The sequence below is a fragment of the Levilactobacillus andaensis genome, from assembly GCF_016861695.1.
Taxonomy (GTDB): domain Bacteria; phylum Bacillota; class Bacilli; order Lactobacillales; family Lactobacillaceae; genus Levilactobacillus; species Levilactobacillus andaensis.
In genome coordinates this window covers 1-15,943 of sequence record NZ_BOLP01000003.1, presented here as the reverse complement: position 1 = coordinate 15,943, position 15,943 = coordinate 1, and the positions used below count along the sequence as shown (strand labels likewise).

Genomic DNA, 15,943 nt, shown 5'->3' with positions numbered 1-15,943 from the left:
TATGGGCGACTTTTAAGACGCGCTTTTTGCGGCTTAAAAGCGAGCGAGAAGACTGGTGTATTTCCAGTCTGAAGCGTCCCCACAGCAGGCGTAATCCCTGGCAGCCGGAGCGCGGCAATCTAATACAAGCTTATATTTAACTGCCCGATGAAAACACTAAGGAAAACGGGCGGCATAGGGTATAATAAAGCTATTGTTGAGATAATTGGATGGGGGAGATTCACAAGTGAGTTTATGGCAACGCTTTGTTGAAAATGTTCAGCTCCGACGCTTTACCGTGTTGGCGCTGATTATCTTCGTGTTGTGGCTGATTCGAGCCGAAATGAACATGATTCTGTTGACGTTTATCTTTACATTTTTAGTCCTGCAATTGGTTAAGGGGATTCGAAAGTATGTGAAATTGCCACCGACGCTGATTGTGGCGGTCACGTACATTCTGATTCTGGGCCTCCTGTATGGTGCAGTGACGACGTATTTGCCGCAGATTTTAAAGTCGTCGATCAGCGGGATTGAAAGTCTGTACAAGTTTTATCAGAATCCGGCAAATGATGGCAACGAGGTCATTAGTTACGTCACCAACTATATCAAGACGTCAGATATTGTGAGCCAGCTGCAAAACGGGGCGAAATTAGTGCTGACCTACATTTCGACGATTGGGTCGTTTGGGGTCACGCTGTTCATGTCGATGATCTTGAGTTTCTTCTTCACCATTGAAAGCAAGCAGATGGGCGAGTTCTCCAAGCGGTTCCTGACCAGCACCTATGGTTGGTTCTTCTCCGATGTGAGTTTCTTTGCCACGAAATTTGTAAACACGTTTGGGGTCGTGTTGGAGGCGCAATTCTTCATCGCGCTGTGCAACACGGTCATTACGACGATTGTGCTGGCGATTATGGGGATGCCACAATTGGCAACGCTGGCCATCATGATTTTCGTGCTGAGCCTGATTCCGGTGGCCGGGGTCATCGTGTCGATCATCCCGTTAGCCATTCTGGGATACTCGGTCGGCGGCCTGCGTTACGTCATCTACATTTTGATTATGATCGTGGTGGTCCACGCGCTGGAAGCGTACGTGCTCAATCCGAAATTTATGGCGAGCCGCACAGAATTGCCGATTTTCTATACGTTCGTGGTCTTACTGGCGGGCGAGCAGTTATTTGGCGTCTGGGGCTTGATTGTCGGGGTACCGATCTTCACGTTCTTCCTGGACATTCTGGGCGTCCGGCCGGTCCATGGCCTGCATCCGGCACCACACGTGGATGTGCAGAAGCTCCAGAAACTACGGGAATACCGCAAGAAACACGGTCAAAACGACGAAAAAGACGAGTAATCAACGAAACGACTTAGCCAATGCGGTTAGGCCGTTTTTGAGTTTTAAATGGGAGTCTTCACAGAAGAAAACGGTTACATGTAAAGAACCGCACAATTGAGCTGAAATTTACCCGCAGATGGTGTAAAATGACAAGGTATTCTACGACAGAAAGAGGTTATCAGTGATGGCAAAATTAGTATTGATTCGCCACGGCCAAAGTGAATGGAACTTAGCAAACAAGTTCACTGGCTGGGTTGACGTTGACTTAAGCGAAAAGGGTGTTGAAGAAGCCAAGGCTGCTGGTCAAAAGATCAAGGAATCTGGCTTGAAGTTCGATTACGCTTACACGTCAGTTCTGAAGCGGGCAATCAAGACGTTACACTACGTTTTGGAAGAATCAGACCAACTCTGGATTCCAGAAACCAAGACTTGGCGTTTGAATGAACGTCACTACGGCGCTTTACAAGGTTTGAACAAGAAGGAAACCGCTGAAAAGTACGGTGACGACCAAGTTCACATCTGGCGTCGTTCATACGACGTTTTGCCTCCACTTTTGGATGCAGACGCTGAAGGTTCAGCTGTTAAGGACCCACGTTACGCTAACTTGGACCCTAACATCGTACCCGGTGGTGAAAACTTGAAGGTTACCCTGGAACGTGTTATGCCATTCTGGGAAGACCAAATCGCACCTAAGTTACTTGACGGCAAGAACGTTATCATCGCTGCCCACGGTAACTCATTACGTGCCTTAAGCAAGTACATCGAACGGATCTCCGACGATGACATCATGGACCTCGAAATGGCTACTGGTGAACCAGTTGTCTACGACTTCGATGACAAATTAAACATGACTAGCAAGACGAAGATGGGCAAGTAGTCCTTCTGACTCGGAGCCGCCTCGCACATGGGGGGCGGCTTTTTCGTGGGAAAAATTGTCACTAGTTGGGCGAAAGTCGGGTGTAAACTTGGTGGATTTGAAGGCATATTGCGCAGATGATTTGGATTCGGTGTTGTGTCTCTTTCGGGAGACGGTGACCAGGGTTAATTGCCGTGAATATTCGCCAGAGCAGATTGCAGCGTGGCTAGGGCCAGTTACCGATGATGTTCGGGCAAAATGGCAGGCTTCCTTGTTGCAGCACCAAACTTATTTGGCGTGGCTGGGAAATACAGTGGTTGGCTTTGCGGATATGGCGGCAACGGGGTACTTGGACCGACTGTATGTTAGTGCTGATCATCAAGGCGAGGGGATTGCCACGAAGCTAGTGACGACGCTAATGCAGGCCGTCCCGATGGCTGTGTATACGACTGATGCTTCGATTACGGCGCGCCCGTTCTTTGAAGCGCAAGGCTTTCACGTGACCAAACAGAACGTGGTGGTTCGAAATGAGATTTCGCTGATTAATTTTACAATGAAAAAAAACAGAAGAGAAAAGAGATTGAACTTGGCAGATAAAGAAGTAACGCAACTTGAAAAGATGAAGATTATCGGTTTATTCCGCAAAGAGGGTTTCACTGGCGAGTACGAAAGTTTCCAACGGGTCAGTGGCACTGATCGGGAATTTTTTGTGGTCATGAGTAATGAACAGGGCATCAAGGCTTTGTTCCGGGCAAGCTTGATGTTGAACGCTGTAGAGTTCCAGTATGTGTTGGATGACAAGCATACGTTTGTGATGAAGGATGACGAAGCTAGCTAGTCGCGAGTTGCTGGCGCAGATTATAGACCATGTCTGTTATACCGAGCTGGTGTATCAGCGGGTGAATAAGAAGCTGTCAGTTGACCTGTCGCAGGCAGAGGTAGAAGGGCTAGTCGTTTTGGTGTTGGATGATAGTGCTACTAGCATCGAGAAGCGTGGGAAGAACTACTATGTGACTAACCAGCCTCGTCAGGTACAGTTAGTGATTAATTCATTTAATTACCGTTTGATCACTGTGAACCGCGTAACTGAATAGAAATGAAGATACTGTCAGACCCAATCGGAGGGACTGACAGTTTTTTTGTTTGGGTTGTGAAAGTCCCTCACAGAATAGTTTGTGGCAGAGACTAGTTGCAACTTTTGATGGGAACCTACGTTTGATGAACCGTGGTGTAAGATGTATTATTTAAGTTAATTGATGAGTAATTGCCTGAGATTACTAAGGTTGGAGAAAATATGCGTAATGAGAAAAGCTATATTTTTATGTGTGATTAATATGCAAATTGGAAAGGACCTATCTAGCCAGTCAGCTTAATCAGAAGGGTGATTGGCAGGTAATTCCAGCTTCTGTGACACTGTAATTGCCTCGAGTGGTGGGTTTAAGACGCAAGTCGATGAAAGGTTCGAAAACTTTCTCAAGATGTAGATCTCTTAATCTTGATGGTGGCAATTCTTGATTATAAAATTCGCCATAGCAAAATTATCCAAAATTAACAGCGACAATTCGAACCTATCTGAAGAAGAAAAGTAGTTGGCACAATTTGTGGTGCTGTCGATTACTTATCTCGTAATGGGTTTATTAACAGGCTATCAGTATACGAGTAACGTTCAATTTCTTGGAGCGATGATCAATAGTATACAGTAAGATGGTTTATTTGATGAAAATGAATTTTATTTTAAAGATACAGGTCAACATGCTTTCTATAAATATGGCCATATGAAACATGCATAGATGATTTTACTAATAAATAATTTTTTATCTATTCTTGAAGAAACAGAACATGAGTAGTCATTGTGAGTAAGGAGAGATGTCTTATTATGAACAAAAAGATAATTGAAAAGAGTGCAATTGGATCACTAGATAATAAATTGGGAAGAATGCATGTTGAATCTGATATTGATTTTAATGATAAGACTCCGGTAGAAGACGGTGCGGTCTTTTTATATAGTTCTGATAACAAAGCAGAATTTGCTGTGAAAGATCTTGATGGAAGACTACCAGTTCAGGTTAAGGGAACAACTATAGTTTTTAAAGGTGATAGAAAATATTCAGCATCTTATAAAATGTTAGACGGAATTAGAAGATATGGTGGTTTGTTTCTTTTTGTCGTTTATGTAGATAATGATTACACTAAGAATAAAATCTATTTTCGAGAACTATCGAAGCTGGTTGTTGAAAGAATTCTTAGAAACATGCATGGAAAAAAGACTAAGAGTATCCGAGTATACAAATTTCCGGAAGACGATCATGCAGCGCTTCTTCAGTTGTATAGGTCGGCTGATCAAATAGAAAGACAAGGAACAACGATTAAAGTTAAATCAGGTGACAGACCTAAACAATTACAATTAAGAGCGTATGGAGATGAAAATCTTGAAGACGTTTTAACTCGATCAGAGGTTACAATGTATGAGGTAGTTGATGGTACACCCGTTCCTTATTCAACGATTGATCCAGACACTGTAGAGGTGTATGGGTTGCAATCGGCTAAAATTAGATTTGAAGGAAGTACTGAAGAATTCGTCTCTAAAATTAGAGGTCGTAAAGGGTACTTGGAAATTAATACTGGTTTGGATAATAAAATCCAGATTATTGTGAAGGATAATAAAGTTACCATAACTTTTAATGATTCGGACGAGTTTTCAACACAAGTTGCAAATACAAATACGTTAATAGGATTTTTGAATACTGGTGGTGACTTTTTCTGGAATGGTAAGAAAGAAACCTTTGGATGGAGTAAGGATGATCCAAAGGTTGTGAGTCTACGCGATACAATGCTTAAGCTTCAGGAAAAGCTTAGAATTATTCGAGTATTAGAGAGAGATACGCATCTTCCATTCTTCATGAAAAATCCTTCTGTAGATATTAATAAGTTTCTGAATGCAGTGATACACAAATATAAGCATCCTAAAAAAAATGAACGTGGTGTATATAGAGTTGAAGTAGCCGAAAAGATTTACTATCTTATGATTATTCCGGTGGAAAGTCAGGATAAGAAAGTAATAATACGAAGTGTTTTTCAGCAGGAGACGGCTGATTCTCTTTCGATGGTTTATAGTCATGGAGGTATAAAATTCAAAATGAATCCGTATACTTATGGAGACGACCCAATTGAAAGTATTGGTGATTACAATCCTAAGTTGGTACAAAAGTGGTTCGAAGATAACGGGATTAAATCTGAAGTTGAGGCAAAGTATGCAAATGATTACAGTTTTAGATTGTTACGGGCTTACAAAAAAACAGGAAGAGAATCGTTGAGGGATCTGGCTATCTATATAACTAAGACAACATTTGAGTACGATTCATCAGGTAATGTTTCATTTTTAAACTACATGCAGGCTCTCTTAAGGCGTGATAAGATTGACTATTCAGAAATGGTAAAATTAATTAAAATTTCAGAGACTGGAGAATTAAGAGAACGTTTTGCAGCTAAATTATTATTAGGTGTGTCAAACGATGATATTTTGACCGATTGGAATAAGTTAGATGAAGTTGAAAAAGAGAGTCTGCCCAAGTATCCTATTTTTGATTTTGTTGACGATGATTTGAAACAAATGCTGGATTAGCACTATATAAGTCTGAAATTTATGGCAATAATATTAGAACAAGTAACTTAGATTCTACAAAATTTGTCAAAAATAATTAGGGATAGTATTTTTTAACAAACACTTTAACCTTACGTTAAGTGCTTGTGTTTAAATACTTGATTGATAGAATTATGTTATCACCAACTGGTAACTAACCGCGTGAAATTGGGAAGACCTACTAGGTCATACGATTTTTGGTACTTTCTGGGAAGACCAAATCGCACCTAAGTTACTTGACGGCAAGAATATTATCATCGCCGCTCACGGTAACTCATTACATGCCTTAAGCAAGTACATCGAACGGATCTCCGACGATGATATCATGGACCTCGAAATGGCTACTGGTGAACCAGTTGTCTACGACTTCGATGACAAGTTCAACATGACTAACAAGACGAAGTTGGGCAAGTAATTATCTGATTGACTCGGAGCCGCCTCGCACATGGGGGGCGGCTTTTTCGTGGGAAAAATTGTCACTAGCGGTCACTAGAGGGGTCGCTGTTGACCGAAAATTTAGTATAGAGAAAAGAGATTGAATTTGGCAGACAAAGAAGTAACACAACTTGAAAAGATGAAGATTATCGGTTTATTCCGCAAAGAGGGTTTCACTGGCGAATACGAAAGTTTTCAACGTGTCAGTGGCACTGATCGGGAATTCTTTGTGGTCATGAGCAATGAACAGGGTATCAAGGCGTTGTTCCGGGCAAGTTTGATGCTGAACGCCGTTGAGTTCCAGTATGTGTTGGATGACAAGCATGTGTTTGTGACGGAAAAGGCTGAATAGAAAAAATTTGAGGTGGTTAGCTCTTATCAATGGAGCTAACCACTTTTTTTGTAAAATTTGTGAGATGTCGTAAGCGTGTTTCCACACGGTTTCCCCATAGCAGTTATCTATTTTGGCTACTGCAAAAGTAATTTCGCCAAATAATAGCACATTGCAATAATATCAATAGTTAATTTAGTGTTCAAACAAATAGTAGCTGTAAGTGTTTAATTGTATGATTGATTATTCCCACACAAAAGTATATGATTAAATTAAGTTGAGAAAGCGCTTTCCTAATCAAAAAGAGGGAAGCAGGTTTTAAGCACGAGGGGAGCTAGCATCATGAAATTTTATCAAAAAGCAATCACAGCAACAATTTCTATTCTGACATTATCGGCGCTATCACTGACAACAGGCCATGCCCAAGTACTGACTCACGCTTGGAAAAATGGTGAGGAATTACAATTAATTGCGCCGGGTGATTATAAATTAGATGATTATACAGGTAACAACGACATAAGTTCGACTTCAGCATGGGTCTTGAAACAACCCATTAGAATGTTTACCAATGACACACTTTCGGGATTGAGTGCAACCGGTGAAACAATCAACACAATCCACAAACCGGGGGCAAATACGTTAAGTAGTAACATTTTTCCCTGGGGAATATCTTATGCTCAAGATGCGTTTAGCTTAGCAGGCAACAACCTAGCGGAACCTTATTCAGTCAAGCTTTTTCACAATTATGGCGACTGGGAATTATTACAGGCTCAGATACCAATTTTAGTGTATCCGCAGCCGACGATTAAAGAAACCGGGCCGTTTACGATTTACCAAGGTGGTCAATTTATTAGCGATGATTACGACGTTATTCAAGACCCTTGGATTAAGCAGGCTTGGACAGGCAACTCTTATTTAAACGAAACCACGTTTGACAATGACGGGGGCACCATTACAAATAATGGGGCGACCGTTTTAGGAGAGCAGAATCAACGCATTACCGCAGCGCCAGGTGCCTATCAAGTAAACTACGTGGAAAACATCTCCAATGAGTTGGCGGATACGCTGGCGGTGAAGTCATCCGTTGAGGCTAATGAAAAATGGCAAGTTCTCGCTACGCCAGATGTGACCGCATCGTCCGCAGTTGAAGCTGATACGAATACGCCAATTGATCTCACCCAAAACGTGGCCGTTACAGATGCTAATCATAGCGACGGCAAGATTAAGTTTGGCGATGCTGAAGTTACGAATAAGCCGGACGATACCGACATGACAGTTCAAGTTACTGTTTTAAATGATCAACACCAATTGGTTTCCTTAGACGATTTAGCTGCACAAAATTTCAAAACACCGGGCCAATATACGATTCAATACAGCTACAACTACACTGATCAATTTGGCACGCAGTATGCACCGATAACTGCAGCCACAAAACTTATTGTTAAAGGCTCTGATGAAAGTTCGTCAAGCTCCTCGAGTTCTTCTAGCTCGTCAAGTTCTTCCGACTCATCGAGTTCATCAAGCTCATCGAACTCCTCCAGCTCGTCAAGTTCCTCGAACTCTTCCAGCTCGTCAAGTTCCTCGAACTCATCGAGTTCATCAAGCTCATCGAACTCCTCCAGTTCGTCAAGTTCTTCCGACTCATCAAGCTCATCGAGTTCATCAAACTCTTCCAGCTCGTCAAGTTCTTCTAACTCAACAAGCTCATCGAGTTCGTCAAACTCTTCTAGCTCGTCAAGTTCCTCGAACTCCTCCAGTTCGTCAAGTTCTTCCAACTCCTCAAACTCGTCTAACTCTTCCAATTCATCGAGCTCTGTAAGTTCTTCCGATTCTTCCAATTCCGCAAGTTCTTCTAGTTTGCCGGGCTCATCAAGCTCCACGAGTTCGTCAAATCCGTCGAGTTCTTCCAGTGTGCCAAGCTCTTCCAGTTCAAGTGACACTGATGCCAACATTCCTGTAGTTAGCTCCAACAACAACCAGAACGGTGGAGATGGTGACGTCATCGACAATGGCGGCAACCAAACTGAAATGTCACAGGCGGATAAAACTGCCAGCAAGCCAGTAGCTACTAGCTATGGAAAGGGATCATCTGCTGACCAAATTAGTGCGCCAGCCAAGGTGACCTCTGCTAAGTCAGCAGCGCAGTCCGCAAAGAGTAGTCGGCAAAACTCACTGATTCCGCAATTAAATGACACGACTAGCCTCTCATTACTATTTGGTGGGCTGGTTCTACTGATTGGCACGGTAGGAGTCGCTAAGCTGTATCGCAAGAGTAAATAACCAGATGTAAGATAATTTATTGATTTGGAGCCGTCCTCTGTTTCGGGGGCGGCTTTTCGTGGTTAACGACTGATTTTCGCATGAAACTGCCCGGTAAACGGAACAGGGATACCGGCCAAGAAGAATACCTAATTTTCGGTCGCCTGACTTGACTGTAACGTTGCAAGACAGTGTAAAATGAAAACTATCATGAACGGAACTAAATGCAAAGGTGGGCAAGTATGACAACGAGTGAAAAACAACGTGAACATATTAGTGTACGTGGTGGGAACGTCCATAATTTAAAAAATATTGACGTGGACATTCCGTTGAATCAGTTTGTGGCGATTTCAGGTCCCTCGGGCTCCGGGAAGAGTTCACTGGCCATGGGGATTTTATATGCGGAGGGGTCGCGGCGTTATCTGGAGGCACTATCGACCTATACCAGACGGCGAATCGGTCAAAGCAAGCGGTCGCAGGTCCAGGAAGTGCGGCACATTCCATCCGCTATCGCCCTGCGGCAACGGCCGGGAGTCCCTTCCGAACGCTCAACGGTGGGGTCGATGAGCGAGCTGTTCAACGTTGTACGGCTCATCTTCTCACGCCTTGGCTCGATGGTTTGTCCCAACGGGCATCGGATTGCGCCCAGTCTGAAAGTTGCTCAGGCCATGGATCTACCGGGTGGCACAGACAGCAAGATGGGAATCGTGACCTGTCCGGAGTGTGGGGTCGAGTTCATGGCGAAATCCGCCGAAGACTTTGCCTTCAATTCCGGTGGTGCCTGCCCAGAATGTCATGGGACGGGGACGGTTCAGACCTTAGACGAGGACAAACTGATTGGTGATGAGAACCTCAGCCTGGCAGAAGGGGTCGTGGCCTCATGGCATTTGCCCGGCCGAAACTTTATGCCGACGGTGGCGGAAACGCTGGGCGTGCGCATTGACGTGCCCTACAAGGACCTCACCGACCGGGAGAAAGACATTGTCCTCAACGGGGCCAAGAAGCAGTATCCCGTGGACTTTCGGACCTCGACCGGGCGGGTTTTCCATACCGATAACACACTCTACGAGAACGCCCACGAGGCAGTCTACGATTCCCTGAAGACGGTGAAGAGCGACCGGGCCATCAAGAAGGTCAACGAATTTTTCCACTTCTCTGTGTGCCCGACCTGTCATGGGACGCGGCTGAATCCGGAACTCTTGACGCAATTAGTTGGGGGTAAAAATATTGCGGAGGTGGCTGACCTGACCCTGGGGTCACTGTCAGAGTGGCAAACCGCGGCGCAAAATGAATTGCCCGCCGAGATGAAAGCCATGGCTGACGTGCTCTTCAAAAATTTGACGGATACATTGCGGCCCTTGCTGGAGCTGGGGCTGGACTATTTGACCTTATCGCGGAACGGCAATACGCTGTCGACCGGAGAACTCCAACGGCTTCAATTAGCCAAGACCATCCGGACGGAGACAACGGGCGTTCTGTACGTGTTGGATGAACCTTCCATTGGGTTACATCCCGACAACGTTAAGGGACTCATTCGTATCTTTAGAGAACTGATTGCTCAAGGAAATTCTTTGGTCGTGGTCGATCATGAAGTCGACATCATTGCGGCAGCCGATTGGGTGATCGAGATTGGTCCCGGGTCGGGGGATGCCGGTGGTCAGATCATTGCCGAGGGCACGCCCCAGGACTTAACGGAAAATTCCCAATCACTGATCGGCCCTTACATTTCGGGGCAGGCTAAAATCATGCACGACAAGGTGCCCACTAGTCGGCAGGCCAACGAGCTCACCACGCAGTTTGAGGTGCAGAATTACTTTAATCTACACGACATCGCCGTGACCATTCCTGGGAACGAGATCACTGCCGTTACGGGGTTCTCTGGCGCTGGTAAGACGAGCTTGATCTTGGACAGTCTGGTTCCAGCCATTCAGGCAGCCAATGCCAAGGCCGCCCTGCCCAAACAGGTGACGACCCTGGAGACCCATTTGAAGGACGTGGTGTCCGTGGATGCCAAGCCAATTGGGAAGAATGCCCGTTCGACGATTGCCACCTACACGACCATCATGGATAATCTGCGCCGGATGTTTGCCAATTTACCAGAAGCTAAGGCCAAGAAATTCAGTCTCGCCTACTTCTCGTACAATAACAAGCAGGGGGCGTGTGAACAGTGTGGCGGACTGGGCACCATTACCCTAGATATTCAGTATTTGCCGGACATGGAGGAGGTCTGCCCTTACTGCCACGGCGCGCGGTATAAGGACGAGATTCAACAGATTCGTTGGCACGGCTACAACATTGTCGACCTGCTGAACTTATCGGTCCGTGAGGCATTAGGCGTCTTTGAAACGGTCCCTAAGATTGAGAAACAGCTCCAATTGCTGGATGAAATGGGATTGGGCTACCTGCATTTAGGCGAAAGCACGCCGAGCCTGTCCGGTGGGGAAGCGCAACGGCTAAAGCTCATGAGCCACTTGAACAAACGGCAAAGCAAGACCCTATTTATCTTCGACGAACCTTCCGTCGGCCTGCATCCGCAAGACGTGCAAACGTTACTGGGCGTGATCAACAGCCTGAAGGCCAAGGGAGCCACAATTATCATCATCACGCATGACCTTGATCTGATGGCCAACGCCGATTATCTGATTGATCTCGGCCCCAAGGGTGGGCAAGCCGGTGGCCGGTTGATGGCTAGTGGTGAGCCGCAACAGTTGATCAAGACGACCAAGAGCTTGACGCTGGATTACCTGAAGGCACATTTTGAAAAATTTCATTTGGTTGACGAAAGCTAGTTGCACAAAAAATACGGTCAGTTCCGAATTGGGACCAACCGTATTTTTTGCGTATCAAGCACTGAATCACTAGTGCTTAGGTGTTCCACAGAAACCGTCACAAGCACACTTGCGGTCAGAAATCATTGGGCAGTGGCAAAGACCATCGGCACTTGCACAGCCACAACCAGGAGCACAGGTCATTCCGGCATGGCAAAATGGATTGTCATCAGTTTTAGTCGCGTTCTTTTTAATATTTTCGGTCATTATTCATGATGGACTCCCTTTACCTGTACAGGTTGGACTTTCAATACGTGAAGGGTGTGTGAGCCTCCTTGCAAGTGGCTATGTGAATTCTGTGTGCATGGCTTGTTCTAGTGAATTAGTAAGCAGTCTTACCGGAGGATAGCGGGAGATGCCGGGAGATACCAGGAGATACCAGGAGATAATAAGCCACTACCAGCACCAATATACCAAGCTGGCTAATAATGAGCGCGTGAGCCTTCGACATGTCAACGGTACCGGCCGGGGAATGATTGGATGACGTGGTTGCCAAATCGTTGCGTTATTGAAGCGGAATCTCTAGATGGTTATGTCTTATTTTTTAGGCATAGCCATTTTTTATTTCAAAATTTTATTGGACGGTTTATACGAATTTGGCGCGGCAAAATATCTGGTCGTAAATTCCAGCAACACTATATGAAGGAATTTTAGTCAATAGAACAACACGCGACTGCGATTACTAACAAATAATATGCAACGGATTGCATAAACTTTGGTGACATATAAGATTATTTGTGACTATTACCGTCCGCGAAGAATTAACGCCTTGAATGTTAGTCCCATCACACTTATAATGTGGTTATGATTAAAACAGCTACGAAAAGGTTGGTAGACGAAACGGTTTTGGTCGCCAATGCTTTGTGCTTGAAAAGTTAGCTGTAAGTCTGATATAGTAAGCTGATATGCAAATCCGGTAGGCAAATGACTAATTGCTAAAACCTTTTAACTTTGGCGGAATGCCAAAAGTGGATAAAGAGCCGGACGATACATAATAAAGAAGCCAAAAGGACTCCTTTAAACGAACAAATCGACTTACGTTAACACTATCACTGGTTAACTGCAACGCTTATATGCATTCAGGCCAATGATAGGTAATCTTACTAACTGGCTGTCGTGGGTCGTGTTGTGGCAATTACACATAGGGATTGAGGATTGGAATTCAGGACTAGGCGAATCGGTTCTTGAGCACGTGAGGGTTCATCACCGTTGAAAAAGGAGAGGTCAAATTTGAGACAAAAAGCGGCAAATCAAATGACAAAGAAAAACTTCATTTTATACAAGGGGCATACGGGCTGGAAAATCAAGACCCGTTTATTTGGGACGCTATTGGTTAGTTTATCCGCAGTAGCTATCGCAGAAAGTGCCGGAACGGTTGATGTCCACGCGGCAACGGAAACGCCATCTTCTGAGATTTCTCAGTCGCCGGTTCCAGCAGCGACTAAGAGCTCAACTCTGAGTAAATCTTCAGACAGTGTGACGCCAGCAGCTTCAACGCCAGCTGAGACTGGGACACCAACTACACCAGCACCGACTACGCCACCAGCAACGACGCAGACGCCAGTTGTAGAATCGGAGCAAGTTACCGAAAAAGCACCGGCTGATACTCCAGAGCAAAACGTTCCAGCAGCTAAAACGCCGGTAGTAGAATCCACATCTGTTACACCAGATACAAATGCTGGACAACAATATCCAGTATTAACACCCGGTCAACAGGTTGATGTTAGCAAGGTTGATGGTACGGATGGCACAGTCAAACTTACAGCCGACCAGATTAAGGACCATTTCAAAGGTACTCTTGTGAATAATAGTGCCAATGATTCGAACAGCAAGCAGGGTCTTCCAAAGAACACATCCAATATTCCCATTGGTAATGATGGTTCAGTTGCGCTGACCAGCACCACCCCCCACGATTTTTATAATTCATTTGGTGAGCTTCAGAGTGGCCAAGTCACTGGTCACCAAGCAGCTCATGTTTCCTTTGAACACGATATCGACTTTAGCCATGACTTTTCAATGACCGGGGCTTTGGGAATTGGAAACAAAACTGATGGAGCAGATGGTGTTGGAATTATCTTTGCTCCCGGCGACCCTGCATATGCGACTCATGGTGGTGTAGGCCAAAAACTAGGATTAGGTAACCTGCCGAATGCGTTTGGTTTTGTTTATGATAATTATCATAATGAGGCCGATGATGATGGTGACGCTGCTGATCCTGGCACAGCGGCCTACTTTGGCTGGCGGACAACAGATAGTAGTCAATATGGATTGTTACAAGCGGATACTGGTGCCGATATGACAGTGGCGGCGAGTTCCCTAACATTGAATAAGAGCAATCCGTTAAATAACTTTACAATGACTTATGTTGCTTCAACTCAAGAATTAACAGTTAGCTTGGGTGGACACGACTTTATACGAAAAATCAGTGATACCGCCTCTGGATATTCAATCTCAATCGCCGCTTCTACGGGTGCTCAAACAAACAACTATGCGGCTAGAATTGATTCGTTTAATTACACACCTAAGACGGCACAAGTCGATGTTAGTTTTAAGGCACCAGCGACAACGCCCTTAGAAACGGAAACGGCTACCACTGCTACACCAGCACATGTGACTGCTAACATTGGGGATACTGTTTTAGTATTTTCTTCGGTGGCTGCTGCACAGCGGGCCATTGCGGCAGATCCTACAATAAATCCTAATTTGGTGACGGTAGTTCCAACAGACGCAGACGGTAATGTGTATGTTGTTGATGGGAGCCAGGCGTCTACGAAGTATATTAGTGATGACGCAACCGCATCTGATGGCGCCTACTACAGTTATGTGGTTACTGGAGCTGCGACTCAGAGCGCTTCGGTTCCGGTTAGTTTGACCTATAAGGCTACTGTGACGCCAGTTGATAAAGACGGAAATACAATTTCAGGATTAGATCCTATAGAAGTGAATGCAGTTGCTGGTAAGAGTACTGTGGTTGAAATCCCAGGATTTACCCCAGCAACGGTTACAATTCCTGCACCTACGGATGGTAAAACAGTCAACTATAACTTAACGGTTGATATGAGTAATTCCGTGGCTGCAGGAACTACAGTGACTGGGGACAACCCTGTTGTTAACCCAATTGCCCATTACTATACGGCTAGTGGTACTACCGTTGATGGTCAGACAGTTGTTAAATCGACTGTTAAAGTTGGAACTAACCAATCAGTTACCGATGCCCTTAATAGCCAAATTTCAACTGATGGTGCCACTGCAGGGATTACTAGCGCTGACTATTACTGGTCAACGGTGGCTAATGCTGTGGGTACAGATTCTACGGATGCCTCAGCTCCTCAGGCTAGCACGAGCATTTTGGTCCCAACTAAGGCCAAACTAGATAAGTTGATTAAACAGGCTACTGACAATCAAGCTAAGGCCGATACTGAGAAGGCCGCGGCGCAAGATATCTATGATAAATTTGTGGCTTCGCCCGACATCACGGCTGATCAAAAGGCTGCAGCAAAGAGCTTACTGGATTCCGTCAACAAAGTTTATGATGATCTATCTAAGACCAATTCTGATGCTGTATCATCTCTGACGGCTGCAGAGGCTTCAACGGACCCTGCTACTATTGTCAAAGATAGTCAGGATGCTTATGCCGGCATCAAAGGTATGGATACGTCACTGAGTGATTTTACAAATGATGTGAACAATATGGCGACGACTAACGCCGCAACCCAGGCTAGTATGGTGAGCTTTAAGTCTTGGTCGCAAGTTTACGGTACGTCGTTGGAAAATCCGGAAGCTGCTTTTGGTTCAGGATTTAGCACTGTTCCGGTCACGGCTGCACAATTAGCAGGACTATTTGCCAACCCAGATAACTTCTATTACGTTGATGCGCTGGATTCAGATACAGCAGTTACGCCTGAAAACGTTGGTGTTTACTACTTCAAGCTGACGGAAGCTGGGCGGAGTTACGTGAAGGGCTTAACGCCGGATAACCCGAATGCTGGGCTTTACGTTTCTGCTACGGTCACGATTACTCCCGCAGCTGCGGCACCGACTATTCAGGATGCTAGTGTTATCTATGGTGGTAATGATGGTCATTTACCTGAAATCACTGGAAGCTTAGGTACCAAGGTAACGGGAGCTGACGATGTACTCGCTCAAAAGGACTATGAAGTTGTCGATAACACTACGGAAAAAGTAGTTTCCGTTGACCAACTTCAAGCTGGCGGCGACTACACGATTCGTTATACGGCAGATGCCCAAGCAGATTTGAAGAAAGATACTAACTATACCTTTGGCG

Annotated in this window: 10 protein-coding genes and 1 pseudogene; 10 read left to right on the top strand and 1 reads right to left on the bottom strand. The window is 45.1% G+C overall.

Going from position 1 to position 15,943, the window contains the following annotated elements:
• The first annotated feature begins 226 nt into the window (after positions 1-226).
• The 7 genes and pseudogenes from JUF10_RS00900 to JUF10_RS00870 all read left to right on the top strand — a co-directional run bounded on the left by JUF10_RS00900 (position 227) and on the right by JUF10_RS00870 (position 6,592).
• Positions 227-1,327, top strand: a complete 1,101-nt coding sequence (locus tag JUF10_RS00900) for an AI-2E family transporter (protein ID WP_203640375.1) — start codon at positions 227-229, stop codon at positions 1,325-1,327.
• Between the two features lie 166 nt (positions 1,328-1,493).
• Entirely contained in the window at positions 1,494-2,186 is a 693-nt protein-coding gene (locus JUF10_RS00895) for a 2,3-diphosphoglycerate-dependent phosphoglycerate mutase (protein ID WP_203640374.1), read from the top strand.
• A 91-nt stretch (positions 2,187-2,277) separates the two neighbouring features.
• The gene (locus JUF10_RS00890) at positions 2,278-3,003 is read left to right on the top strand and encodes a GNAT family N-acetyltransferase (RefSeq protein ID WP_236008121.1); all 726 of its coding nucleotides are present in this window, start codon (positions 2,278-2,280) and stop codon (positions 3,001-3,003) included.
• Complete coding sequence (locus JUF10_RS00885; RefSeq protein WP_203640372.1) at positions 2,987-3,259, top strand: DUF3781 domain-containing protein; 273 nt, start codon at positions 2,987-2,989, stop codon at positions 3,257-3,259. The genes JUF10_RS00890 and JUF10_RS00885 overlap by 17 nt, the downstream gene beginning before the upstream one ends.
• 782 nt (positions 3,260-4,041) lie before the next feature.
• The gene (locus JUF10_RS00880; RefSeq protein WP_203640371.1) at positions 4,042-5,787 is read left to right on the top strand and encodes a hypothetical protein; all 1,746 of its coding nucleotides are present in this window, start codon (positions 4,042-4,044) and stop codon (positions 5,785-5,787) included.
• A gap of 223 nt (positions 5,788-6,010) precedes the next feature.
• A pseudogene (locus tag JUF10_RS00875) lies at positions 6,011-6,220 on the top strand (2,3-bisphosphoglycerate-dependent phosphoglycerate mutase); the annotation flags it as partial.
• A 126-nt stretch (positions 6,221-6,346) separates the two neighbouring features.
• Positions 6,347-6,592, top strand: a complete 246-nt coding sequence (locus JUF10_RS00870) for a hypothetical protein (protein ID WP_125691998.1) — start codon at positions 6,347-6,349, stop codon at positions 6,590-6,592.
• Between the two features lie 1,370 nt (positions 6,593-7,962).
• Here the strand turns inward: JUF10_RS00870 and JUF10_RS00865 are convergent.
• Positions 7,963-8,511 carry a hypothetical protein gene (locus JUF10_RS00865; protein ID WP_203640370.1) on the bottom strand — a complete coding sequence of 183 codons (549 nt, stop codon included), beginning with the start codon at positions 8,509-8,511 and terminating at the stop codon, positions 7,963-7,965.
• On the opposite strand from JUF10_RS00865, the gene JUF10_RS00860 reads away from it, so the two are divergent.
• The 3 genes from JUF10_RS00860 to JUF10_RS00850 form a co-directional block, all read left to right on the top strand.
• The gene (locus JUF10_RS00860) at positions 8,483-8,851 is read left to right on the top strand and encodes a hypothetical protein (protein ID WP_203640369.1); all 369 of its coding nucleotides are present in this window, start codon (positions 8,483-8,485) and stop codon (positions 8,849-8,851) included. The genes JUF10_RS00865 and JUF10_RS00860 overlap by 29 nt on opposite strands.
• A 221-nt stretch (positions 8,852-9,072) precedes the next feature.
• The gene (locus tag JUF10_RS00855; RefSeq protein WP_203640368.1) at positions 9,073-11,619 is read left to right on the top strand and encodes an AAA family ATPase; all 2,547 of its coding nucleotides are present in this window, start codon (positions 9,073-9,075) and stop codon (positions 11,617-11,619) included.
• A 1,269-nt stretch (positions 11,620-12,888) separates the two neighbouring features.
• A partial coding sequence (locus JUF10_RS00850) for a lectin-like domain-containing protein (protein ID WP_203640367.1) occupies positions 12,889-15,943 on the top strand: 3,055 nt, incomplete at its 3' end.